At 63.1% G+C, this 23,079-nt stretch carries 24 protein-coding genes; 10 read left to right on the forward strand and 14 right to left on the reverse strand.

Annotated features, from left to right (window positions below):
• From purL to CN311_RS21135, 3 genes are all read left to right on the forward strand, one after another.
• On the forward strand, nucleotides 1–1,710 hold a 1,710-nt coding region (purL, locus tag CN311_RS21125; protein WP_097575648.1), incomplete at its 5' end, for a phosphoribosylformylglycinamidine synthase subunit PurL.
• Nucleotides 1,707–2,231, forward strand: coding sequence for a hypothetical protein (locus CN311_RS21130; RefSeq protein WP_097575649.1), 525 nt, complete (start codon nucleotides 1,707–1,709; stop codon nucleotides 2,229–2,231). The genes purL and CN311_RS21130, both read left to right, overlap by 4 nt.
• Before the next feature lie 117 nt (nucleotides 2,232–2,348).
• Nucleotides 2,349–2,582, forward strand: a complete 234-nt coding sequence (locus CN311_RS21135; protein WP_008875486.1) for a BolA/IbaG family iron-sulfur metabolism protein — start codon at nucleotides 2,349–2,351, stop codon at nucleotides 2,580–2,582.
• A gap of 19 nt (nucleotides 2,583–2,601) precedes the next feature.
• Here the strand turns inward: CN311_RS21135 and CN311_RS21140 are convergent, their stop codons facing one another.
• The 3 genes from CN311_RS21140 to CN311_RS21150 form a co-directional block, all read right to left on the reverse strand.
• Entirely contained in the window at nucleotides 2,602–3,801 is a 1,200-nt protein-coding gene (locus CN311_RS21140; RefSeq protein ID WP_097575650.1) for a ZIP family metal transporter, read from the reverse strand.
• Nucleotides 3,798–4,928 carry a multicopper oxidase domain-containing protein gene (locus tag CN311_RS21145; protein WP_097575651.1) on the reverse strand — a complete coding sequence of 377 codons (1,131 nt, stop codon included), beginning with the start codon at nucleotides 4,926–4,928 and terminating at the stop codon, nucleotides 3,798–3,800. The genes CN311_RS21140 and CN311_RS21145 overlap by 4 nt, the downstream gene beginning before the upstream one ends.
• Before the next feature lie 119 nt (nucleotides 4,929–5,047).
• Nucleotides 5,048–5,848, reverse strand: coding sequence for a phosphodiester glycosidase family protein (locus CN311_RS21150; protein WP_245440898.1), 801 nt, complete (start codon nucleotides 5,846–5,848; stop codon nucleotides 5,048–5,050).
• A 163-nt stretch (nucleotides 5,849–6,011) separates the two neighbouring features.
• Between CN311_RS21150 and grxD the strand changes: the two genes are divergently transcribed.
• Together grxD and CN311_RS21160 are read left to right on the forward strand one after the other, a co-directional pair.
• The gene (grxD, locus tag CN311_RS21155) at nucleotides 6,012–6,347 is read left to right on the forward strand and encodes a Grx4 family monothiol glutaredoxin (protein WP_097575653.1); all 336 of its coding nucleotides are present in this window, start codon (nucleotides 6,012–6,014) and stop codon (nucleotides 6,345–6,347) included.
• 265 nt (nucleotides 6,348–6,612) lie between these two features.
• Nucleotides 6,613–7,857 (forward strand): multidrug effflux MFS transporter, encoded by a 1,245-nt coding sequence (locus CN311_RS21160; protein ID WP_097575654.1) that lies wholly within the window; start codon nucleotides 6,613–6,615, stop codon nucleotides 7,855–7,857.
• Nucleotides 7,858–8,351: 494 nt separating this feature from the next.
• Here the strand turns inward: CN311_RS21160 and CN311_RS21170 are convergent, their stop codons facing one another.
• The 3 genes from CN311_RS21170 to rpsD form a co-directional block, all read right to left on the reverse strand.
• The gene (locus tag CN311_RS21170; RefSeq protein WP_097575656.1) at nucleotides 8,352–9,179 is read right to left on the reverse strand and encodes an inositol monophosphatase family protein; all 828 of its coding nucleotides are present in this window, start codon (nucleotides 9,177–9,179) and stop codon (nucleotides 8,352–8,354) included.
• Nucleotides 9,169–10,056 (reverse strand): tRNA 2-thiocytidine(32) synthetase TtcA, encoded by an 888-nt coding sequence (gene ttcA / locus CN311_RS21175; RefSeq protein ID WP_097575657.1) that lies wholly within the window; start codon nucleotides 10,054–10,056, stop codon nucleotides 9,169–9,171. The genes CN311_RS21170 and ttcA overlap by 11 nt, the downstream gene beginning before the upstream one ends.
• A 163-nt stretch (nucleotides 10,057–10,219) precedes the next feature.
• On the reverse strand, nucleotides 10,220–10,837 hold the full coding sequence (rpsD, locus tag CN311_RS21180) for a 30S ribosomal protein S4 (protein ID WP_097575658.1): 618 nt from the start codon (nucleotides 10,835–10,837) through the stop codon (nucleotides 10,220–10,222).
• A gap of 365 nt (nucleotides 10,838–11,202) precedes the next feature.
• On the opposite strand from rpsD, the gene CN311_RS21185 reads away from it, so the two are divergent.
• Nucleotides 11,203–11,409 carry a hypothetical protein gene (locus CN311_RS21185; protein WP_097575659.1) on the forward strand — a complete coding sequence of 69 codons (207 nt, stop codon included), beginning with the start codon at nucleotides 11,203–11,205 and terminating at the stop codon, nucleotides 11,407–11,409.
• A 153-nt stretch (nucleotides 11,410–11,562) separates the two neighbouring features.
• On the opposite strand, the gene CN311_RS21190 is transcribed toward CN311_RS21185, so the two are convergent.
• The 3 genes from CN311_RS21190 to CN311_RS21200 all read right to left on the reverse strand — a co-directional run bounded on the left by CN311_RS21190 (nucleotide 11,563) and on the right by CN311_RS21200 (nucleotide 13,508).
• Nucleotides 11,563–11,748 carry a DUF3008 family protein gene (locus CN311_RS21190; protein ID WP_097575660.1) on the reverse strand — a complete coding sequence of 62 codons (186 nt, stop codon included), beginning with the start codon at nucleotides 11,746–11,748 and terminating at the stop codon, nucleotides 11,563–11,565.
• A gap of 67 nt (nucleotides 11,749–11,815) precedes the next feature.
• Nucleotides 11,816–12,604: a glutamate racemase gene (gene murI, locus CN311_RS21195; RefSeq protein WP_097575661.1), complete on the reverse strand. Its 789-nt coding sequence runs from the start codon at nucleotides 12,602–12,604 to the stop codon at nucleotides 11,816–11,818.
• Nucleotides 12,597–13,508: an RNA methyltransferase gene (locus CN311_RS21200; RefSeq protein WP_097575669.1), complete on the reverse strand. Its 912-nt coding sequence runs from the start codon at nucleotides 13,506–13,508 to the stop codon at nucleotides 12,597–12,599. Before CN311_RS21200 ends, murI begins: the two co-directional genes overlap by 8 nt.
• Before the next feature lie 209 nt (nucleotides 13,509–13,717).
• Between CN311_RS21200 and CN311_RS21205 the strand changes: the two genes are divergently transcribed.
• Nucleotides 13,718–14,929 (forward strand): NADP-dependent isocitrate dehydrogenase, encoded by a 1,212-nt coding sequence (locus CN311_RS21205; protein WP_097575662.1) that lies wholly within the window; start codon nucleotides 13,718–13,720, stop codon nucleotides 14,927–14,929.
• 13 nt (nucleotides 14,930–14,942) lie between these two features.
• Nucleotides 14,943–15,569 (forward strand): glutathione S-transferase family protein, encoded by a 627-nt coding sequence (locus CN311_RS21210; protein WP_097575663.1) that lies wholly within the window; start codon nucleotides 14,943–14,945, stop codon nucleotides 15,567–15,569.
• A gap of 292 nt (nucleotides 15,570–15,861) precedes the next feature.
• On the opposite strand, the gene alaS is transcribed toward CN311_RS21210, so the two are convergent.
• Together alaS and recA are read right to left on the reverse strand one after the other, a co-directional pair.
• Nucleotides 15,862–18,528 (reverse strand): alanine--tRNA ligase, encoded by a 2,667-nt coding sequence (gene alaS, locus CN311_RS21215; protein WP_097575664.1) that lies wholly within the window; start codon nucleotides 18,526–18,528, stop codon nucleotides 15,862–15,864.
• Between the two features lie 282 nt (nucleotides 18,529–18,810).
• Nucleotides 18,811–19,908: a recombinase RecA gene (gene recA, locus CN311_RS21220; RefSeq protein WP_008875470.1), complete on the reverse strand. Its 1,098-nt coding sequence runs from the start codon at nucleotides 19,906–19,908 to the stop codon at nucleotides 18,811–18,813.
• A 279-nt stretch (nucleotides 19,909–20,187) separates the two neighbouring features.
• Here recA and CN311_RS21225 point away from each other — a divergent pair, with 279 nt between their 5' ends.
• Nucleotides 20,188–21,123 carry a PfkB family carbohydrate kinase gene (locus CN311_RS21225; RefSeq protein ID WP_097575665.1) on the forward strand — a complete coding sequence of 312 codons (936 nt, stop codon included), beginning with the start codon at nucleotides 20,188–20,190 and terminating at the stop codon, nucleotides 21,121–21,123.
• Nucleotides 21,124–21,134: 11 nt separating this feature from the next.
• On the opposite strand, the gene CN311_RS21230 is transcribed toward CN311_RS21225, so the two are convergent.
• Nucleotides 21,135–21,458 carry a TfoX/Sxy family protein gene (locus CN311_RS21230; protein WP_097575666.1) on the reverse strand — a complete coding sequence of 108 codons (324 nt, stop codon included), beginning with the start codon at nucleotides 21,456–21,458 and terminating at the stop codon, nucleotides 21,135–21,137.
• A gap of 89 nt (nucleotides 21,459–21,547) precedes the next feature.
• Here CN311_RS21230 and CN311_RS21235 point away from each other — a divergent pair, with 89 nt between their 5' ends.
• Nucleotides 21,548–22,045, forward strand: coding sequence for a GFA family protein (locus CN311_RS21235; protein ID WP_097575667.1), 498 nt, complete (start codon nucleotides 21,548–21,550; stop codon nucleotides 22,043–22,045).
• Between the two features lie 93 nt (nucleotides 22,046–22,138).
• On the opposite strand, the gene sufA is transcribed toward CN311_RS21235, so the two are convergent.
• Together sufA and CN311_RS21245 are read right to left on the reverse strand one after the other, a co-directional pair.
• Nucleotides 22,139–22,519: a Fe-S cluster assembly scaffold SufA gene (gene sufA / locus CN311_RS21240; RefSeq protein WP_006206001.1), complete on the reverse strand. Its 381-nt coding sequence runs from the start codon at nucleotides 22,517–22,519 to the stop codon at nucleotides 22,139–22,141.
• 92 nt (nucleotides 22,520–22,611) lie between these two features.
• Complete coding sequence (locus CN311_RS21245) at nucleotides 22,612–23,004, reverse strand: SUF system Fe-S cluster assembly protein (RefSeq protein ID WP_097575668.1); 393 nt, start codon at nucleotides 23,002–23,004, stop codon at nucleotides 22,612–22,614.
• Between the last annotated feature and the right edge of the window lie 75 nt (nucleotides 23,005–23,079).

Genomic DNA, 23,079 nt, shown 5'->3' on the forward strand with positions numbered 1-23,079 from the left:
CGCTATAACGGCAACATCCTGGTCAACGCCTTTGCCGCGGGCCTCGCCAAGACCGACGCGATCTTCCTGTCGGAAGCCAAGGGCGTCGGCCTGCCGGTCGTCTATCTCGGTGCCAAGACCGGCCGCGACGGCGTCGGCGGCGCCACAATGGCCTCGGCCGAATTCGACGACAAGATCGAGGAGAAGCGCCCGACCGTCCAGGTCGGCGACCCCTTCACCGAGAAATGCCTGCTGGAGGCCTGCCTCGAACTGATGGCGTCGGGCGCCGTCATCGCCATCCAGGACATGGGGGCGGCCGGCCTCACCTGCTCGGCGGTCGAAATGGGTGCCAAGGGCGATCTCGGCATCGAGCTCGACCTCGACAAGGTGCCGGTGCGCGAGGAGCGCATGAGCGCTTATGAGATGATGCTGTCGGAAAGCCAGGAGCGCATGCTGATGGTGCTGCGCCCCGAAAAGGAAAAGGAAGCGGAGGCGATCTTCCACAAATGGGGGCTCGACTTTGCCATCGTCGGCAAGACCACCGACGATTTGCGTTTTCGCGTCCTGCACCAGGGCGACGAAGTCGCCAATCTGCCGATCAAGGATCTTGGCGACCAGGCGCCGGAATATGACCGCCCGTGGATCGAGGCGAAGAAGCCGGCGCCGCTGGCGGCCGCCGATGCGCCTCAGGCCGATGTTGCCGACGCCCTGCTGAAACTGCTCGGCGGGCCGGATCTCTCCTCGCGCCGCTGGGTCTGGGAGCAGTATGACACGCTGATCCAGGGCAATTCGCTGCAGCTTCCAGGCGGCGATGCCGGCGTGGTGCGCGTCGAGGGCCATGCGACCAAGGCGCTGGCCTTTTCGTCCGACGTGACGCCGCGCTATTGCGAGGCAGACCCTTATGAAGGCGGCAAGCAGGCGGTGGCCGAATGCTGGCGCAACCTTACCGCCACCGGCGCTTTGCCGCTGGCGGCCACCGACAACCTCAATTTCGGCAATCCGGAACGGCCCGAGATCATGGGCCAATTGGTCGGCGCGGTGAAAGGCATTGGCGATGCTTGCCGGGCGCTCGGCTTTCCGATCGTCTCGGGCAACGTTTCGCTCTACAACGAGACCAACGGGCGCGGCATCCTGCCGACCCCGACCATTGGCGGCGTCGGGCTGATCGCCGACTGGTCGAAGATGGTGCGGATCGGCTTTGCCGCCGAAGACCAGATGATCCTGCTGGTCGGAGCGCCGCCGATGTGGGGAACGCATCTCGGCCAGTCCGTCTATTTCAGAGACATCCACGGCCGCAGCGACGGCCCGCCGCCACCGGTCGATCTCGACCATGAAAAGCGCGTCGGCGACCATGTGCGCGCTTTGATCGCCTCCGGGGTGGTGACCGCCGCGCATGACGTTTCCGATGGCGGCATCGCGGTGGCGCTGGCCGAGATGGCGATGGCCTCCGGCATCGGCGCAACCATTCCCGGCCTGGTCGGAACCGATCCGATCCCGGTCTGGTTCGGCGAGGACCAGGGCCGCTACCTCCTGACGCTGTCCATCGATCCGCAGAGCGAGCAATGGGACGCCATTCGCGATGAGCAGGGCAAGCTTGGCATCTTCGCGCCGTGGATCGGCTCGACCGGAGGGAGCGAATTGAAACTTGGCGAGGCGCGTGCGATCCCGGTCAGCGAGTTGACCGCCGCCCACGAGGCCTGGTTTCCCCGCTTCATGGATCAGGCCATTTGACGAGGCTGGCTGCGCGGGCGCTGCTTGCAGTCGTTTTCTGGCCGTCGCTGTTTTTCTTCTGGTTCCTCGGGCCGTTCGTCTTTTTCCTGCTGTCGACGACCTCAAGCGAAGTTTGCCCCCGGCTGGAAACCCGCGCCGAGTTCCTGGCCGCGGCCAACGGCACGATCCCAATGTTGGCCGTCCAGAGCTTTGTCTATGCGATTCCGATCCTGTGCCTTCTCCTCTGGACCCGGCTTTCGCCTGAGCCGGCGCGGGCACGGCAAATCGTCACCTGCGTCAAGCTGTTTGGCGTGGCCATCGTCACAGGATCGTTGTGGGAATATGGCTCTTCGCTGGCCTGTGATGGTTACGGCCAGCCGTTCTTCTCGCCGCTCTGGCAGATGACGAGCTACCTCCCGATCGTCAGCCTGGTGATCAACGTTCCGCTCTATGTTCTGGCTTTCGGCCTTGGCCGTGCCTTTTCGACACGTGAGGACGTTCCCGCCGATGATGGGAGCCATCCGGGGCAGAATGTACTGTGAGCAGCCAATCGTCCGGCGGTGGACGGAACCGCTTCAATACGGACCAGAAAGGCTTTAGGTTCATCCGAGTCACTTCGCACCGGCCGCACCGCTGCCCGCCCGAAACAGGAATTTGCCATGGCAATGGACGCCCACGACATCGAGAAACTGATCAGGGAAGGCATTCCGGACGCCAAGGTGACGATTCGCGACCTGGCCGGCGACGGCGACCACTATGCGGCCGAGGTGGTGGCCGAGAGTTTTCGCGGCAAGAGCCGCGTCCAGCAGCACCAGATGGTCTATGACGCGCTGAAGGGCAATATGGGCGGCGTGCTGCATGCACTGGCGCTGCAGACCAGCGTGCCGGACTGAAGCTCCGAACCGGCGTTGCTCAGAACTTCACCAGCATCGCCGTCAGGTACATGAAGCCAACCCCGGCCGCCAATCCAGCCATCGCGCCTGGTGCGAACAAGGCGCGCCTGCCGTCGGCCCGCTGACGAAGCTGCATCGACACCAGCTCGACAATCACCTGCAGGATTGCCCCCGCGCCGACCGCCAGCGCCAGTGCCGACCACTGCGGCGCATAGGCGAGGCTGCCGATCCACAGGCCGACGACCGCAGGACCGCCCGCGAGCAGCGTCAGCGCGGCGAAGGTCCGCAGTGGCGGGCGTTGCTTCAGGATCGGGGCGGCGATGCCGATGCCCTCGGTGATGTTGTGCAATGTGAAGCCGAGAACGAGGAATGTGCCGAGCCCCGCCGCGCCCGACGCGAAAGCGGCGCCGATCGCCAGCCCTTCGCCGAGATTGTGCAGGCCGATGCCGAGCGCGATGAAGGTGGCGAGCGCCAGGCCCGTCGGCGTCCCGCTCCGCCGGCCCGCGGCCATCAGCAGAAGGAAGCTGGCGGCGGCGGCGAGCACGATCATCGTCGGCCCCTGGAACAAGGCGGCGGCTTCGCCGGCCAGTTCGAACGCGTCCTCCAGGGCATCGACGAAGAGGAAGGAAAGCAGTCCGACGGTCAGCGACAGCAGGAAGTCCATGCCGCTTCGTCCGACGCCGCGAAGCGCGGGATAGAACATAAGGCCGATCGCCACCGGCAGGATGCCGACGAAGGCGCCGAGCGCCGCCTGCGCGGCGAAGCTCAGCGAATCGCGCGTCGGTGTCGGTACGGCGACAGCGATCTCGTGCGTGAAAATGGTCCCGGTATTGGTCACGACGTTGATCGCATGCGCCTCCCCCAGCACCCAGGGATACGGCAGGGCGATCCAGGCCGTAGCGCCGCGCGCGATCGGACCTGGCGGATCCTGCGTGAACTGCCAGTAGGCATCGTCGACCTGGACCTGCGCAATGGTCATCGGTTCCGATCCGCCGGCCCGGACAAGGACGCGGATGCCATCCGCCCCCAGGATCGTCCGCTCGAAGGTGATGTTCTCGACCGGCGGTGCGCCATTGCGGAAGCTCGACAGCGGGTCCGAGGCGAGCAGCCAGGCTATCGCCAGCCCGAGCACGGCAAGCGGCAGCGCAATCCAGAACAGATAGGCCCATCTTGGGCGGTCGGCACGCGTGTCGGCGGAAGGCTGACTCAGATCGGTCACGACACGGCCTCCACGACGTCGAACATTCCGGACCAGCCGAGTTCGGTGAATTCCGACTGGTGAGGATGGAACATGTAGAGGCCCGGTTCGTGCTCGCGGAAATGGAACTCGAGGATGCCGCGCTCGGCCTGGCATTGGGTGATCAGGTCGACAGTCCTAAGCGTGGGGGTCAGCGTCGTACCCTGATTGTAGTAGTCGAAGAAATTGGCATGCAAATGGAAGGAATTGATCGGATCGAACTCGACGACATTGACGAGATAGATGCGCACGGGTTTGTCCTTCAGCACCCGGATCGGCTTTTTCGCATAGGCGTGGGCGACGGTATTGACGGCGTAGACCTCGTTCTCGCCGTCGAAGTTGGTGTCGAAGGCATTCATGACCATGACGAATTCCTGCCAGCCGGCATTCTCGGGCGTGCCGAGGAGGCGTGAGCGGGCGACCGCCTCGTATTCGGGATGCCGGGCCGGATCAGGATCGATCACGAAGGCGCCGTACATGCCCTTTTGAATGTGCCGCTTCAGCGGCAGGGCGTGGCAGTGGTAGAGGTGACAGCCGAACGGCTTGGCATCGAACTCGTAGACGAATTCCTCGCCTGGCCCGATCAGGCCGGCTCCCGGGACGCCGTCCATGCGCGCGGCATGAATGCCGTGAAAATGCATCGAATGCGGATGCGAGCCGCCGTTGCGGAAGACGATCCTCAGCCGATCGCCCTCGGTCGCGCGCAACGATGGCCCCGGCACACGGCCATTGTAGGTCCAGGCCGGGAACATGATGCCTGGCGCGATCTCAATCTCCTTGTCCTCGGCCGTGACTTCGAAGGTGCGAAGCCTGCGCCCGTCCGGCAGTGTCGAGACAGTCCCGGTGTCCCAGTCGCCCAGCAGCTTCGATGGATCGAAGCCGTTGCGGGCGTCGTCGACCTCGCCGACCGTGATCATCGAGCCATGGGCCGAGAGATGCGCCGGCGGCTCTTCACCGGCAGCCGCCGCTGGCATCTCATGACCGGCGTGGCTTGTCTGCCCGCGAGCGCCACTCGCCGCGACCGCCGTGCCGCCGGCAGCCGCAAGGCCACCGGCCAGAAGCAGCCTTCGATCGAGCTTTCGCTCCAGCAAGGATTTCATCTCGTGCATGCTTTTCGTTCTCCAGATCGCCGTTAGAATAGTCCATGCTTTAAGATTTAGCTATAGCTATATTCCGAACAATGACCGATTGTCGCCAAAAAAGGCAGGCAAAGGTCTTATTTTGAGGGCTACACCGGCTTCTTCACCGACACGGCGATGATCGGCCCGGCCGGGTATTTGCCGCCGATGATCATCCTTTCGCCATTCGACAGCGCCGAGACCACGCCATCGAAGAAGAGCGCGTTGGAACAATGCAGCGCGTCGCGGAACAGCCGGGCGAAACTGCCGAAGCTGACCTCGGAGCGCGAGATCGCCAGCACGACCGTGTCGCCATCGCGCACGCCGACGCCGTTGCGGATATAGCGTGAGACGCCATTTTCCTCGAAGCGAGGATGAATCCGGCCGTTGATCACCAGCATCGGGCCTGATTGCGTGGCGAATGCCACATCCGGTCGAGCGGCGGCGTACGCGCTGGTTTCCATGACCGCAGCCTTGCCGTCCTTGCGGACCAGGAACACGCCGTTCGGTTTCAGGAAGAAATTGCCCTCGCCCTCGGCAAGGTTGAGCGGCGCCTCTTCATGGCCGTCTTCGACCAACAGGCCGACCGGCGACAAATCCTCGTGATACATGCCGGCATTCATGGCGATCAGGACCGGCCTGCCCTCGCCCGCCATCGCCTTGTCGAATTTTTCCAGCGAACCGAAGGCCTTGCCGTCCGCGCCAGCGTGGAAGACGCCGATGTCATGGCTGCGAAGATCGATCTCGCAGACGACGTAAGGAACCGCTTCGAAGCTGAGATCGCGGCATGGCGCGGGCAGTTCGCCACCAATGATGACTGGCGGAAGCGCCGACGGCCTGAACCACCAGATCGGGGCCAGCGCGAGCGCGAGAACGCCAGTCAGGATTACCGCGATATGCCGCCTTTTCATCATCTTCCGGAAAAAACAGTGACCACATCTCTTGGCCCAACATCAGGCCATCCTTTGCGCCATTTGCAAGGCGATGCGGCAAACGTCTTGTTTCGAGCAACCTATGGGTTTATTTGAGGAGTATGCTTCGAGCCTGCCTCGCACGGGCGTGAAAGGATTCTCCATGAGCGGTATCAACGACTACATCGACAATGAAGTTAAGGCCAACGACGTCGTTCTCTTCATGAAGGGGACGCCCGGTTTCCCGCAATGCGGATTTTCTGGCCAGGTCGTCCAGATCCTCGACTATATCGGCGCCGACTACAAAGGCGTGAACGTGCTGGATTCGGCCGAGCTGCGCCAGGGCATCAAGGAATATTCCAACTGGCCGACGATCCCCCAGCTCTATGTCAAGGGCGAGTTCGTCGGCGGCTGCGACATCGTGCGCGAGATGTTCCAGGCGGGCGAATTGCAGTCGTTCCTCGTCGAAAAGGGCGTGAGCGTCAAAGGCGCCGCCTGACTTCTCTTTTGTGCATGTCCGCTGCACAGTTTTGGGCGACATGCACTAAAGCGCCGCGCGTCCTATAGGACGCGCAAAGGACGCTGTAGCACTTTGATTTTGCGCATGATCCTTTCCGAAAATCGGCTCCGATTTTCGGGGTCATGCGTCAAGGCACCGGGGCGGCCCCCACCTCGGCATTTCTTAAGTCCCGGAATGTTGGGAGCAAGACGAGCTATTGCGCCGGCATGCCCGGCGCGTTCGTTTTTAAAGATCGGACTTTGCCGTGGATCAGCATGCACAAGCGCCGCAACAGGCAAGCACCTTGCCTATTCCGCGCTGGGAATTCATCGCGCTGTGCGCGGCGCTGATGGCGCTCAACTCCCTGGCCATCGACATCATGCTGCCGGCGCTGCAGCAGATCGGCGCGTCGCTGGGCGTGGCCAATGAAAACCACCGCCAGTATGTGATCACCGCCTATATTCTCGGCTTCGGCGGCGGACAGCTCTTCTTCGGGCCGATTTCGGACCGCTTCGGCCGGCGTGCGCCACTGGTCGCCGGACTGGTGATCTATGTCGCGGCGGCAGCGGCAGCCGCCATTGCGCCATCCTTCGCCACGCTTTTGATCTGCAGGGCGGTGCAAGGTATCGGCGCCGCCGCCACACGCGTCATTGCCGTCTCGATCGTGCGCGACACGTTCGACGGCCGGCGCATGGCCGAGGTGATGTCGCTGATCTTCATGGTGTTCATGGCGATACCCGTCGTCGCCCCCGGCATCGGCCAGTTCATCATGCTGTTTGCCACATGGCATGTGATCTTCATCGTCATGGCGGCCGGCGCGCTGGTCGTGTCGGCATGGTCGCTGCTGCGCCTGCCGGAGACGCTGCATCCCGAATATCGCAGACCGTTGACGGTCGAGTCTGTGCTCGGTGGCTTTCGCATCGTGCTGACCAACCGCATGGCGCTCTGCTACGCCTTCGCCAGCACCTTCATCTTCGGCGCCATGTTCGGCTTCATCGCCTCGGCGCAGCAGATCTATGTCACCATCTTCAATGTCGGCGAGATGTTCCCCGTCATCTTCGCCGGCGTTGCAGGCGTGCTCGCCTTCTCCAACTATCTGAATTCCCGCCTCGTCGGCCGCATCGGCATGCGCCGCCTGTCGCAAAGCGCGTTGCTTTTGTTTCTGGCCATCAGCCTTGCCTGGCTGGTGGTATCGATCGAAATGAAGATGCCGCTCTGGCTTTTCATTACCTTTTTCGCCTGCGCGATGCTTCCGTTCGGAGCGCTCGGCGCCAATTTCAACGCGCTCGCCATGGAGCCGCTTGGGCAACTGGCGGGCACGGCATCGTCCATTCTGGGCTTCATGCAGACCTTCCTCGGCGGCATTCTCGGCACGCTGATCGGCCAGGCCTTCAACGGCACGGTCACGCCGCTGGCCGCCGGTTTCTGCAGCGTCTCGGTCGCGGCGCTGCTGATGATCCTAATCGCCGAGCGTGGCAAGATGTTCCAGCCACACAATCCGCCGGTTTGATGGCCGCGCGCTTTAGGACCTACCCTCAGCGGCTGCAGTGAAACGAGGAAACAGCGTACGTCCCGCGATTGCTCCACCCATGCTGTTCGAAAGGGGCATTGGCAGAGCCCTGTCGAGAGCCTTGAGGACGGAAGCCACGAAAAGCCGGTTCAGTTGGCCATCGTTCCCCAGATGGGAATAGGTGGCGCGAGGCTTGCCAATAAGCGTGCCGTTTCGTCGAAGTGAGAACTGCAGCGTCAGGGTCATGCCCGCGCTTCCGGGGGGCGGCTCCCAACAAGCAAAGATCGCGGAGAACATCTCGTCTATGGTGTTGATGGGCTCGGGACTGCGACACGCGCGCTCCTGTGCCCCTGCCTGGGTAGCGCCGGCAACCACAGCGAGGGCAAGGACCGCTGCGCCAATTGCGGACCGCGTCTTCATTCGCGTCTCCCCATGTGGACGAGGTTGCGCCAATCTTTCAGCAGTAGACCCCCGCCGGTTAAACTCTGGCGAGCCTATTCCGCCCAGAGCTCGCGACGCAATTCCTGCCAGCTTTCCCTGTCTGGCGCGACGATGATGCCGCCGCCGAGATGCGAAGGCAGATAGGCGCTGCCGTCGAAACGCGCCGTATAGCCGCCGGCCTCGGCGTGGATCAGGACGCCAGGCAGATGGTCCCACGGCATCAGCTTGTTGTAGACGACGAAATGGCCGTGGCCGCTTGCCAGCAAACGGTATTCGTGGGCGGCGCAGCGATAATTGAACTGCGACAGGGTATTGGTCTGGTTGCGCGCCAGCCGCGACCGTTCCGGCTCCGGCAGATACTGCCAGGACACGGCACCGGTCATCTGCGACATCGCCGCGGGCTTGGCGACATGCACCTTCTCGATATTGCCATGTGCGTGACGGATGTGGCTGCCGGCGCCTTTGGCGCCGATCAGCCAATCCTTGCCGACAGGATCGTGTATGATGCCGGCGACGGTCTCGCCCTTGACCACGACGCCAAGCATGACACCGAACAGCGGCACGCCTGAAGCGAAATTGAAGGTGCCGTCGACCGGATCGATGACGAAGGCGAGATCGGCGTCGCCGAGGCCCTCAAGCAGAACCGGATTGTCGGAACACGCCTCCTCGCCGACGATCATCGCCTGGGGGTAACGCTCGCGCAGCTTGACGGTGATCAGCCGCTCGGCGTTGACGTCGGCCTCGGTAACCAAATCGGCAGCCGAAGTCTTCTGGCGGATGTCGCCTTCGTTCAGCCGGCGAAAGCGCGGCATGATCTCGGCCTTGGCGACGTCGGACAGAAGTTCGGCGAGCCAATCGATCGCGGTATCGTCAAATGTCATCGGCTTGCCTTGCGGTGAGGGTGTCGTTGAGGGCGGTAAAATCAAAGAGCTTGCGGTCGAGCAGGTGAGAGGACCGCACATTGGCCATGGCGCGGATCATCGTATCCTTGCGGCCGGGCATGCGCTTTTCCAGCTCGTCTAGCATCGCCTTCATGGCGTTGCGCTGCAGGCCTTCCTGGCTGCCGCAGAGATCGCAAGGGATGATCGGGAACTGCATGGCGCCGGCGAATTTCTCGAGATCTGCCTCGGCGGAGTAGCTCAGCGGCCTGAGCACCATGACATCGCCCTCGTCGTTGATGAGCTTTGGCGGCATGGCGGCGAGGCGTCCGCCATGGAACAGGTTCATGAAGAAGGTTTCGAGGATATCCTCGCGGTGGTGGCCGAGCACCAGGGCCGAACAGCCCTCCTCCCGCGCGATGCGGTAGAGATGGCCGCGCCTCAGCCGCGAGCAGAGTGAACAATAGGTGCTGCCCTCGGGGAGCTTGTCGGTGACGATCGAATAGGTGTCCTGATATTCGATGCGGTGCGGGATGCCGTTTCTGTCGAGATAGTCGGGCAGGATGTGTTTGGGGAAGTTCGGCTGACCCTGGTCGAGATTGCAGGCCAGGAGCTCAACCGGCAGCAGCCCGCGCCATTTGAGATCGAGCAGCAGAGCAAGCAGGCCGTAGGAATCCTTGCCGCCGGACAAGGCGACCAGCCAGCGAGCGCCGGGTGTCAGCATCGCGAAATCGTCGATCGCCTGACGGGTGAGCCGCAGCAGCCGCTTGCGCAGCTTGTTGAATTCAACGGAAGACGGCACGTCGGCAAACAGCGGATGAAAGCCGCCTTCGGCATCGGCAACCGGTTCGAGTGTTTCGGCGTCTGGCAGCATGTTCATGGCGCGTTGGCCCCAGGATCATTGTTGCGCCCGGATTAGCGCATCGGCCCGAAAATCGAAATCAGTTTTTGCCGTGCCGATCTTCGTTTCGGAAAGCACGACGCGAAAAAGAAAAGGCCGCCTCGATGGGCGGCCTTCGATTGATGTCGGACGAAGTGCCCGATCAGCGCGAATAGAATTCGACGACCAGGTTCGGTTCCATCTGCACGGCGAAGGGAACGTCGGCCAGGCCGGGGATGCGCGTGAAGCTCGCGGTCATCTTGTTGTGGTCGGCTTCGATGTAGTCGGGCACGTCGCGTTCGGCGAGCCCAACCGATTCCAGCACGATCACCAGCTGCTTCGACTTCTCGCGCACTTCGATGACGTCGCCCGGCTTGCAACGGTAGGAGCCGATGTTGACGCGCTTGCCGTTGACGTTGACGTGGCCGTGGTTGACGAACTGGCGGGCGGCAAAGATGGTCGGCACGAACTTGGCGCGGTAGACGACCGCGTCGAGACGCGATTCGAGCAGGCCGATCAGGTTCTCCGAAGTGTCGCCCTTGCGGCGGTCGGCCTCCTCATAGACCTTGCGGAACTGCTTTTCCGAAACGTCGCCATAGTGGCCCTTCAGCTTCTGCTTGGCGCGCAGCTGCAGGCCGAAATCGGAAAGCTTGCCCTTGCGGCGCTGGCCGTGCTGGCCGGGGCCGTATTCGCGCTTGTTGACCGGGGACTTCGGGCGGCCCCAGATGTTTTCGCCGAGACGGCGGTCGATCTTGTACTTCGCGGATTCGCGCTTGCTCATCGCATTCCCTTTCAAAACAACACACCCAACCTCATGGTCCGGGTGAAGGAAACGCGCCCTCCTCTGGCCTCCGTTTTCGAGACCTGACAGGGTTTCCCACGCAACGCGACGGAAAACCCACGGGACACGTCATTTCAACAAGGCTCCGGAAAAGTATATTGGTTTCCCAAGGAGCCTTGCACACATAAAAGAAACCACCGGGCATTGCGGCCCGGTGTTGGCGCGCTGATTAAACGGAGATTTGACCGGTGTCAAGCTTGTGACTGGCACTGCCCGGACCAACCCTATAACGCTTTCGATGTTAGATGCGGTGCTGGTGGAGGTTAGGCCAACGGCATCAGGAAGCTAGAGGAGCCGGAATTCACATGAAGAAGTTCTTCCTTGCGTTGACAGGTGCGGCAGTGATCGCCGGATCGATGGCGATTGCCCCAGAGCCGGCACAGGCCAGGCATTGGCATGGACATTACCACAATCAGGTGTGCCGCACTGTGGTTAAAAAGAAGGTTGTATGGCGGCATGGCCATCGCAAGGTTATCCGCTACAAGGTGCGGCGCTGCCATCCCGGCTGGTAATTCCGGCCCGCTGGTGATTCTGGCGCCCTGGCAATTCTGGCTTCGGCCCAGGGAACTCCGTAACATATCGATGTCAAAGCCCGCGGTTTCGTCCGCGGGCTTTGATTTTGTCGGTATCCCTCAATGGAAGGCCAAACGCGATCGGCGCTGAAATCAGCTTTTTTTCTTCTCCGGCAATCCCTTGCGCTTGGTCTCGGCGAATTCCTCGAGCTGCTTTTCGCTCATGGACTCGTACATCCCTTTCGAGGCGCCCTTCAGTTCGCTTTTCTTCGTCTCGCCGCGCTTGGCGGACAGGGCCGCACCGGCGGCCTTTTGCTGGGCTTTCGAGGTAGCTGGCATGATGGTTTCTCCCGTTTGCGATGGGAGAAAAACGCGATGATCGCGCCTATGTTCCTTGGGTCCCGCCTCAAGGAACCGACAGGCCAAAACCCTGCATCAGCCGGCTGATGGCGAAATCCGCCTTGCCGGAGGTGAAGACGGCGATATCGGGTTTGTCGACCGACAGAGGTCCATCCATGGGAACGAGCAGCGACATCGCGCGGCGCGCGATCGCTTCGGCGGGGTCGAGCCAGTCGACCGGCCAGGGTGCTGTCTTGCGCATGCGGTTGGCCAGAAAGGGATAATGGGTGCAGGCAAGCACGACGATGTCGGTCCTGAGCTCGTCATGTTCGACGAAGCACTGCGCGATCTCGGCGCGCACGGCCTCCTCGTCGACAAAGCCCTCGCGCATGTAGATTTCGGCCAGCCCGGCCAGATTGTCGCTGCCGACCAGGCGGACATGGCATTTCTGCGCCCATTTGCTGATCAGGTCGCGCGTGTACTGGCGCTTGACCGTGCCGGGCGTCGCCAGCACCGAAACCAGCCCGGAGCGCGTCCGTTCTGCCGCCGGCTTGATCGCCGGCACCGTGCCGACAAAAGGATGGTCGGGAAATCTGTCGCGCAAAGCGTCGATGACCAGCGTCGAGGCGGTGTTGCAGGCGATGACCGAAATGGCCGGCGAAAACCGGTCGAGCAGTTTGGCGAACAGCTCCAGTATATGCGCCCTCAGCGCCGGTTCCTCCCAAGCGCCGAAAGGGAAGGCCGCATCGTCGGCGACATAGACGAAACGGCGATCGGGCATCAGCACGCGCGCCTCGCGCAACACCGTCAGGCCGCCGATACCGGAATCGAACATCAGGATCGGGCGATCACTCATTGTCGGTTCCCTTGCCGCCCTGCGGTGGTATGTCGTCCTCCTTGCCGGCAGCCTTTTCGGCCGGACCGTCAATCTCCGTCTTACGGGCGCGCGCGGCGGCAGGTAGCCGCCTCGGATCGTCGCCCGGCGAGCCGTCGCCGCGCGGCATCGCCGGCGAGAACCTGTCCAGCGACGAGATGATGCCGCGCAGCACCTTGAGCTCCGGCTCGGCGAAGCCGGCGCGCGTCAGCACCGCGCGCAGATTGTCGACCATCTTCGGCTTCTTCGGCGCCGGGCGGAAATAGCCGCGCGCCTCGAGCGCACCCTCCAGATAGGCGAACAGGCCGTGCAACTGCTCCTTCGTCGCCGGCAGCATTTCAGGGCTGGAGAAATTGGTCTTGGTCTCGTCCTCCAGGCCGGATTTCATCCATTCATAGGACATCAGCAGCGCCGCCTGCGCGATGTTGAGCGAGGAGAAGGCCGGGTCGACCGGAAAGGTGACGATCTCGTCGGCCAGACCGACCTCGTCATTATAGAGACCGAAGCGCTCGCGACCGAACAGGATGCCTGTGCGCTGGCCGGAGCGTTGCCGCGCCCGCAGCGCCCTGCCCGCCTCGACCGGACCGCGCACCGGCTTGAAGCCGTCGCGCTCACGCGCCGTGGTGGCGACGACGAAGTTCAGATCGGCGACCGCCGCGGCCAGATCCTCAAAGACCGTGACGGCGTCGATGACATGATCGGCGCGGCTTGCGGCAGCGCGCGCCTTTTCGCTCGGCCAGCCGTCGCGCGGATTGACGAGCCGCAGCTCGGCAAGGCCGAAATTCGCCATGGCGCGCGCGACCATGCCGATATTCTCGCCGAGCTGCGGCTCGACCAGGATGATCGCCGGGCCGGCGGCAAGAGGAATGTCGTGATCCTTGGGCATGGCTGTCAATGAACTGCTGTTTGCGGCATTTCGGCGTTCCCTGCCATATACCGCCGCGAAAATGAAGCTTTCGCAAAAGAGCATCCAATGCTCGCTGGCGCGGATCGCCGTTTGCGCGGCCAAAAATGCTTTGGTATACGGGCCGCATCCCCGGCCGAAAGCCATGCGGGCAAGGCCGTTCCGATCCCCAACAACGAGGCATTCTTTCCATGGCGAAGATCAAGGTGGCGAACCCGGTCGTCGAACTCGACGGCGACGAGATGACCCGCATCATCTGGCAGTTCATCAAGGACAAGCTGATCCATCCTTATCTCGATCTGAAGCTCGAATATTACGATCTCGGGGTCGAGCACCGCGACGCCACCGGCGACCAGGTGACCATAGACGCGGCCAACGCCATCAAGAAGCACGGCGTGGGCGTGAAATGCGCGACGATCACGCCCGACGAGCAGCGCGTAGAGGAATTCAAGCTGAAGAAGATGTGGAAGTCGCCGAACGGCACGATCCGAAACATCCTCGGCGGCACTATCTTCCGCGAACCGATCATCATGAAGAACGTGCCGCGGCTGGTGCCAGGCTGGACCAAGCCGATCATCGTCGGCCGCCACGCCTTCGGCGACCAGTACCGCGCCACCGATTTCCGCTTCCCCGGCAAGGGCAAGCTGACGATCAAGTTCGTCGGCGAGGACGGCAAGGTGATCGAGCATGACGTGTTCGACGCGCCGGCCGCCGGCGTCGCCATGGCCATGTACAATCTCGACGAGTCGATCCGCGAATTCGCCCGCGCCTCGCTGAACTACGGCCTGCTGCGCAACTATCCGGTCTACCTCTCGACCAAGAACACCATCCTCAAGGCCTATGACGGCCGCTTCAAGGACATTTTCCAGGAGGTCTACGAGCAGGAGTTCGAGGCCGAGTTCAAGGCGAAGAAGCTCTGGTACGAACACCGGCTGATCGACGACATGGTGGCCTCCAGCCTGAAATGGTCGGGCGGCTATGTCTGGGCCTGCAAGAACTATGATGGCGACGTGCAGTCCGACACGGTGGCGCAAGGCTTCGGCTCGCTCGGCCTGATGACCTCGGTGCTGATGACGCCGGATGGCAGGACGGTGGAGGCGGAGGCAGCGCACGGCACCGTCACCCGCCACTATCGCCAGCACCAGAAGGGCGAGGAAACATCGACCAACTCGATCGCCTCGATCTTCGCCTGGACGCGCGGCCTCGCGCACCGCGCCAAGCTGGACGACAATGCCGAGCTGAAGCGCTTTGCCGAGACGCTGGAAAGGGTCTGCATCCAGACCGTCGAGAGCGGCTTCATGACCAAGGACCTGTCGCTGCTGATCGGCCCCGACCAGCCATGGCTGTCGACCACTGGCTTCCTCGACAAGATCGACGAGAATTTGCAGAAGGCGATGGCCTGATCGCACAGGCAGCATGAGCAAGCCCGTCGTCTACGGGGCGGACTACAGCGTCTATGTACGCATCGTCCGCCTCGCGCTTGAGGAAAAGGGCATCGACTACAAGCTCGCGCCGGTCGATGTCTTCGCGGCTGAAGGCATTCCCGGCTGGTATTTCGAGCATCATCCGTTCGGCCGTATCCCGGCCTTCGAGCATGACGGCTTTCGCCTGTTCGAAGCGAGCGCGATCGCGTGCTATGTCGACGAGGCCTTCGACGGGCTAGCGCTGCAACCGGCGGATGCCCGCGCCCGCGCGAGAATGAACCAGATCATCGGCATGCTCGATGCCTATGCCTATCGGGCGATGGTCTGGGACGTTGCCGTCGAGCGGCTGGAGCAAGAGCCGCCCGACGAGACACTAATCGCCGCCGGACTTGGCCAGGCGGAGACGGTGCTTCGCGTGCTCACCTCACTCAAAGCCGCCGGGCCGTGGCTGCTTGGCGAGAAACTGACACTCGCCGACCTGCATGCGGCGCCGATCATCGGCTATTTCGTCAAGGTCACAGAAGGGCGGACGCTGCTGGCCGAATTTCCCGATATTCAGGGGTGGTGGGACCGCATTGTCCAACGCCCGAGCTTTGCTCGTACCGAAAAGGCTGGGTGACAAACATCCGAGGCCGAGGGACAGCACCTCCCTCTGTCCTGCCGGACATCTCTCAAGTGGGGAGATTGGCAGCTTCATTGCCCCACCTTTCCTCCAACGTTGAAAATTGGCAACGTCGAAAATTGGCGAAAGCAGGCATGACATCCGATCTCCCCCTGTTTGGACTGGTAACATGCAAAACTGTTCGCGATGTCTTCGCACACCTGTTCGCGATGTCTCCGGTCCAAACACCCCCTTGAGGGGAGATGTCCGGCAGGACAGAGAGGGGTGCTGTCCGGCCGGCCTTACCCGATCAAGCCGCCTCCAGCGCCGCCTTTACCGCCGCGATCGCATCTTCGGCCTTGGAGGCGTCGGGGCCGCCGGCCTGGGCCATGTCGGGGCGGCCGCCGCCGCCCTGCCCGCCCAAGGCCGCGGATGCCACGCGCACCAGATCGACGGCACTAAAACGGGCGGTGAGATCGTCGGTGACGCCGACCACGACGCTTGCCTTGTTATCCTCGCCGGCGCCGACGAAGACGACGACGCCGGAGCCGAGCGACTTCTTGCCGGCGTCGGCCAGCGGCTTCAGATCCTTCGGCGAGACGCCGGAGACCGCCTTGCCAAGAAAGCCGACACCGGCGATGGTTTCGTTTTCAGCGGACATGCCGGCTGGCGAGCGGTCGCCCAGCGCCAGCTTCTTGCGCGCCTCGCTCAGTTCCTTCTCAAGCTTCTTGCGCTCGTCGAGCAGCGCTTCGACGCGCGCCGGCACATCGGCCGGCGAGATCTTCAGCGTTGCCGCGGCCGCCTTCAACCGTCTGTCCTGCTCGTCGAGATGCCTGCGCGCAGCCTCGCCGGTGAGCGCCTCGATGCGGCGCACGCCGGCGGCGACCGCGCCGTCCGAGACGATGCGCACCAGGCCGATATCGCCGGTCGCCCTGACATGGGTGCCGCCGCAGAGCTCGACCGAATAGGGTCGGTTGGCCTTGGCGCCATGCAGGCCCGTGCCCATCGAAACGACGCGCACTTCATCGCCGTATTTCTCGCCGAACAGCGCCATGGCGCCTTCGGCAATGGCGTCGTCGACCGACATCAGCCGCGTGGTCACCGGGCTGTTCTGCACGACGATCTCGTTCGCCATGCGCTCGACCTCTTCAAGTTCATCAGGCGAGATTGGCTTGTTGTGCGAAATGTCGAAGCGCAGGCGCTCGGGCGCAACCAGTGAACCCTTCTGCGCGACGTGGGTGCCCAGCACTTCGCGCAGCGCCTCATGGATCAGATGCGTGGCGGAATGGTTCGCGCGCAGCCTGGAACGGCGCGCATGGTCGACCTTCAACTCGACGGCAGCACCCGTCTTGACCGTGCCGCTGGCCACCTTGCCGAGATGCACGAACAGCCCATCGGCCTTCTTCTGCGTATCGGAGATCTCGATCGAGAAGCCTTCGCCCGAAATGACGCCGGTATCGCCCATCTGGCCACCGGACTCGCCATAGAACGGCGTCTGGTTGACGATCACGGCAACGGTGTCGCCCTTGGTGGCGCTGTCGACGCTCTTGCCGTCCCTGACCAGCGCCTGGATGAGGCCTTCCGCCTGCTCGGTCTCATAGCCGAGGAATTCGGTGGCGCCGGTCTTCTCGCGCACCGGGAACCACACCGTCTCGGTCGCGGCCTCGCCGGAACCAGCCCAGCTCTTGCGCGCCTCGGCCCTCTGCTGCTCCATCGCATTGGTGAAGCCGGCAAGATCGACCGAGATGTTGCGCTGGCGCAGCGCGTCCTGCGTCAGATCGAGCGGAAAGCCATAGGTGTCGTAGAGCTTGAAAGCTGTCTCGCCATCCAGCATGTCGCCGGCGCCGAGCTTTTCCGTCGCCTCCGAAAGCAGGCCGAGGCCGCGCACCAGCGTTTTGCGGAAACGGGTTTCCTCAAGCTTCAACGTCTCGGTGATCATCTGTTCGCCGCGCACCAGTTCCGGGTAGGCCTGGCCCATCTCGCGCACCAGCGCCGGCACCAGGCGCCACATCAACGGATCGCGGGCGCCGAGCAACTGCGCATGGCGCATGGCGCGGCGCATGATGCGACGCAGCACATAGCCGCGGCCTTCATTGGACGGCAGCACGCCGTCGGCGACAAGGAAGCAGGACGAACGCAGATGGTCGGCAATGACGCGGAACGAAGCGACAGTGTCCGCATCCGGACCGTGGCCAAGCGCGGACGAGGCGGCGTCGATCAGGTGACGGAACAGGTCGGTCTCGAAGACGCTCTCCACCCCTTGCAGGATGGAGGCCATGCGTTCCAGGCCCATGCCGGTGTCGATCGACGGGCGCGGCAGGTCGATGCGCTCGTCCTTCGTCACCTGTTCATACTGCATGAACACCAGGTTCCAGAATTCGAGGAAACGGTCGCCATCCTCCTCCGGACTGCCGGGAGGGCCGCCCCAGATATGCTCGCCGCGGTCGATGAATATCTCCGAGCACGGCCCGCACGGTCCGGTGTCGCCCATCGCCCAGAAATTGTCCGAGGTCGGGATGCGGATGATGCGATCGTCGGAAAAGCCGGCGATCTTCTTCCAGAAGCCGGCTGCCTCGTCGTCGGTGTGATAGACGGTGACCAGCAGCTTGTCCTTCTTCAGCCCGAACTCCCTGGTGATCAGGTTCCAGGCGAGGTCGATGGCGCGCTCCTTGAAATAATCGCCGAACGAGAAATTGCCGAGCATCTCGAAGAAGGTCAGGTGGCGCGCGGTGTAGCCGACATTGTCGAGGTCATTGTGCTTGCCGCCGGCGCGAACGCTCTTCTGAGCGGTCGTGGCACGCGAATAGGGCCGCTTCTCCAGGCCGGTGAAGACGTTCTTGAACTGCACCATGCCGGCATTGGTGAACATCAGCGTCGGATCGTTGCGCGGCACCAGTGGGCTCGACGCGACGACCTCGTGCCCCTCCTTGCGGAAGTAGTCGAGGAATGTCGACCGGATCTCGTTCACGCCACTCATGAATGATACTGCCTTCTGGAGAGAACCGCCGGCCCGGCCGGCGGCAAATGGGCTCTTCGTTCTAGAAGATGGATTGGGCCTTTTAGCGATCACGCCGCAGCCTGTCCAGAAACACGGAATTGGGCCAATTCACGGGGCTTGCCGGCCGTCTTCGGACCACGGCTGAAACGCAAACCGCCGGCGCTAGGCCGGCGGTTTGAAACGCAAGGATACAGAACTCGATTACATAAGCCGTAGATAATTAGCCGGGATTATGGCCGGATTCCGACCACCACTGAGGCCTTACATGGCGCCGGCTTCGTCCTCGAACCCGTCGTCTCCGCCTTCGGAGCCACCATTTTCGAGGAATTTCTCGGCGATCAGCCCGGCATTCTGCCGCAGCGCCAGTTCGATCTCGCGCGCCGTGTCGGGATTGTCGCGCAGGAACAGCTTGGCGTTCTCACGGCCCTGGCCGAGACGCTGCGAATTGTAGGAGAACCAGGCGCCCGACTTCTCGACCACGCCGGCCTTGACGCCGAGGTCGACCAGTTCGCCGGTCTTGGACACGCCTTCGCCATACATGATGTCGAATTCGACCACCTTGAAGGGCGGCGCCAGCTTGTTCTTGACCACCTTGACGCGGGTCTGGTTGCCGACGACCTCGTCGCGGTCCTTGACAGAGCCGATGCGGCGGATGTCGAGGCGCACCGAGGCATAGAACTTCAGCGCGTTGCCGCCGGTCGTGGTCTCGGGCGAACCGAACATGACGCCGATCTTCATGCGGATCTGGTTGATGAAGATGACCATGGTGTTGGAGCGCGAGATCGAGGCGGTCAGCTTGCGCAGCGCCTGGCTCATCAGGCGGGCCTGCAGGCCGGGCAGCGAATCGCCCATCTCACCCTCGATTTCGGCGCGCGGCGTCAGCGCGGCGACCGAATCGACCACCAGCACGTCAATGGCGCCGGAGCGCACCAGCGTGTCGCAGATCTCAAGCGCCTGCTCGCCGGTGTCGGGCTGCGAGATCAACAGGTTCTCCAGATCGACGCCGAGCTTGCGGGCATAGACCGGGTCGAGCGCGTGCTCGGCATCGACGAAGGCGCAGATGCCACCCTTCTTCTGGGCTTCCGCCACCGTGTGCAGCGCCAGCGTCGTCTTGCCCGAGCTTTCCGGCCCGTAGATCTCGACGATGCGGCCGCGCGGCAGGCCGCCGACGCCGAGCGCGATGTCGAGGCCAAGCGAGCCGGTGGGCACCGTTTCGATCTCGACGACCTGCTCGTTCGCGCCGAGCCGCATGATCGAGCCCTTGCCGAAAGCACGCTCGATTTGCGACAGCGCCGCGTCCAGAGCCTTTGATTTGTCCACCGCTTTGTCCTCTACAAGCCGCAAAGAATTCTGAGCCATGATACATCACCCCTTGGTCGTCAATGAAGGCCGGACAATCCGCAATCCCTGACTATTTGTACCTTTTTTGTTCTCGTTTGGCAAGGGGACTCAAGCGGTTGAAAAATAACGAATATCCAGATTTGTTCTTTTTTCGTTTCACGAATACGGTCTCGGATGTATCCGTTTGGACAGGGATTCGTCGTCGCGGCGGTCTTGCGAATCGCTGCTTCGATTTGCGGGCAACTCCTGCTCAGCCTAGTGTCTGCGCCGGACGGATAACAGGCGAATAACCGCGGCATGACGAAATCTCCGAAAATCCTGGCCATAGGCGCCGCCCATATCGACAGGCGCGGCCGGATCTCGGGCAGCTATGTGCCGGCTGCGTCGAACCCCGGCACGATGCGCGAGGACGTCGGCGGCAATGCATTCAATGCGCTTTGCAGCGCCGTGCGGCGCGGCGCCTGCGGCTCGCTGCTTTCGGTGCGCGGTGGCGATGCGCTGGCCGACAGGGTTTCGCTGGCCATCGCCGCCGCCGGCATCGCCGATCTGTCGGCGGTGTTCCTCGACCGCGCGACGCCCAGCCATACGGTGCTCTTCGACCGCGATGGCGCACCGATCGCCGGCCTTGCCGACATGGCGCTCTACGACCTGGCGCTGCCCAAGCAGATCCGCCGCGCCAAGGTGCGCGAGGCGATCACTGCCGCCGATGCCATCCTGTGCGACGCGAACCTGCCGTCGGCAGCACTTGAGCGGCTGGTGGGTCTCGCCGCCGGCAAGCCGATCTTCGCCATCGCCGTTTCGCCGGACAAGGCGCTGCGGTTGGCACCGGTGCTCGGCAGCCTGGCGCTGGCATTCATGGATCGGCACGAGGCCATCGCGCTGGCCGGCACCGACGCCACGGATCAGGATCTCGTCATCGGGCTGAAGCGCGCCGGTCTCAGAAGCGGCGTGGTGACGGCGGGCGATGGTCTGGTGCTGGGCTTCGACGACACCGGTGCCTTCTCAATCCTGCCTCCGACGCGAGAAATCGTGGATGCCGCCGGCGGCGGCGATGCGCTGGCGGGTGCGACGGTGGCTGCCCTGCTGAACGGCCAGACGCTGCGTGCGGCACTGCGCGAAGGCGTTGCCGCGGCGATGCTTGCCAGCCAAAGCGCCGAGCTCGCGCCGGCCTTCTCAGCGGCAGCCTTTGCCGAGGCGCTCGTCCTTGTGCCAGAGGCGCGGGATGTGGCTTGACACCGGCAAGTCTATTTGCCCGCCCGCAGCCCAGCTTCATAAGCCCGACGCGCCCAGACCGCCATCTCGTCCGGGTCGTCAAAAGCGCTGTCGGGAGTGCTCCAATAGGGCATGGAGACCAGCTTGCCGTGCCGTGAGCCGGTATAGGTCCATTGCCGGCAGCCAGCGGCTTCAAAATCGGGCGCGCTTTCAGCATCAGCCTTCAGCAGCAACTCGCCACGCAACACGATCGCGACGATGACGCCGTCGAAATAGATGCCCTTGCCGCCGAACAGCTTTCGTATGCTGACCGGGCCGAGCCCTTCGAAAAGCTCGGCGATGCGTTCATTGTCCATATCGTGATCATGTCATCCGGATCTGGCCTTGTCATCGCCGCAACCAAAATCATGCTGACAGGTTGAGACCAATTCGTTGGAGTCTTGTCATGCCGCTTCTGCTCAAAGGGTCCTGCCGCTGCGATGCCGTCCGCTTCGAGGTGGAAAGCCACACGCCGGTGCCGTTCATGCTGTGCTACTGCTCGATCTGCCGCAAGCAGCAGGGCGGCGGCGGCTTCGCCATCAATCTCGGCGCCGACTACGGGACGCTGAAGATAACCGGCAAGCGCAATCTCGGCGTCTACCGGGCCGAGATCGAGGACGACGAGCATCCGCAATGCGAGATCTCGTCAGGCGAGCGCAATTTCTGCAAGAAATGCGGGTCCGCGCTCTGGCTCTACGACCCGACCTGGCCGGAGCTGGTGCACCCGTTCGCCTCGGCGATCGACAGCGAGCTGCCGAAGCCGCCGGAGAAGGTGCATCTGATGCTGAAATACAAGGCGAACTGGGTCGAGCCGGACGTGGGCAAGAAAGACAAGGTGTTCGACGTCTACCCGCAAGAGTCTATCGCCGACTGGCACAAGCGGACGGGGATGTGGGTGGATTGAAGCGCGTCAAACGCGGCAAGGCCGGCAGGACAGAGGGGGGCGCGAAGGAACTCGACCTGGGCGTCAACTAGCCCGCTCGCTATTCCGAACCGCTCAGGCCGAAGCGCGCGCTTCTGCCAGCGCTTTCAGGTCGGCCGGCTTCAGTTCCACCGATTCGCCGCAGCCGCAGGCCGAACTCTGGTTCGGGTTGCGGAAGGTGAAGCCGGTGCGCAGCGTCGTCTGCTCGAAATCCATCTCGGTGCCGAACAGGAAAAGGGCTGCCTCCGGGGCGACATAGACGTGGGCGCCGTCGCGCTCGATATGGTCGTCCTTGGTGTTGGGCTCGGTCACCAGGTCGACCGTATATTCCATGCCGGCGCAGCCGCCCTTCTTGATGCCAAGGCGAATGCCATGCGCGTTTTCACGCGTGGCGACGATCTCGCGCACCCGGTCGGCGGCCTTTTCGGTCATCGTGATGACGGCGAAGCGTCCCATTTCTTCCTTCTCCATTGCGTGCAGGTTCAAGGCCTGACGAATGATTCCTCACCTAAAATGGTGAAGTTTTCTACCAGGCGCAAGTGCGCCCATTAATACCAACCCACCGCGACCTGCGCCTCTTCCGACATGCGGTCGGGCGACCAGGGCGGGTCGAATGTCATGTTGACCTCGACGCCGGAAACGCCTTCGACGGCGCCGACGGCGTTCTCCACCCAGCCGGGCATTTCGCCGGCCACCGGGCAGCCGGGCGCGGTCAGCGTCATGTCGATCTTGACCGCGCGGTCGTCCTCGATATCGATCTTGTAGATGAGGCCGAGCTCGTAGATGTCGGCCGGGATTTCGGGGTCGTAGACGGTTTTCAGCGCCGACACGATGTCGTCGGTCAGCCGCGCCAGTTCGTCAGCGGGGATGGCCGAGGCGGAAACCAGCGGGTTGGTGGCCGTTTCCGGTACGGTCTCGGTGGTGTGGCTAGCGTCTTCCATGATCGTCACCCGAAGAACTTGCGCGCTTTTTCCAGCGCATCGGCCAAAGCGTCGACTTCGGCCCTGGTATTATAC

The sequence above is a fragment of the Mesorhizobium sanjuanii genome, assembly GCF_002529485.1.
Classification (GTDB): domain Bacteria; phylum Pseudomonadota; class Alphaproteobacteria; order Rhizobiales; family Rhizobiaceae; genus Mesorhizobium; species Mesorhizobium sanjuanii.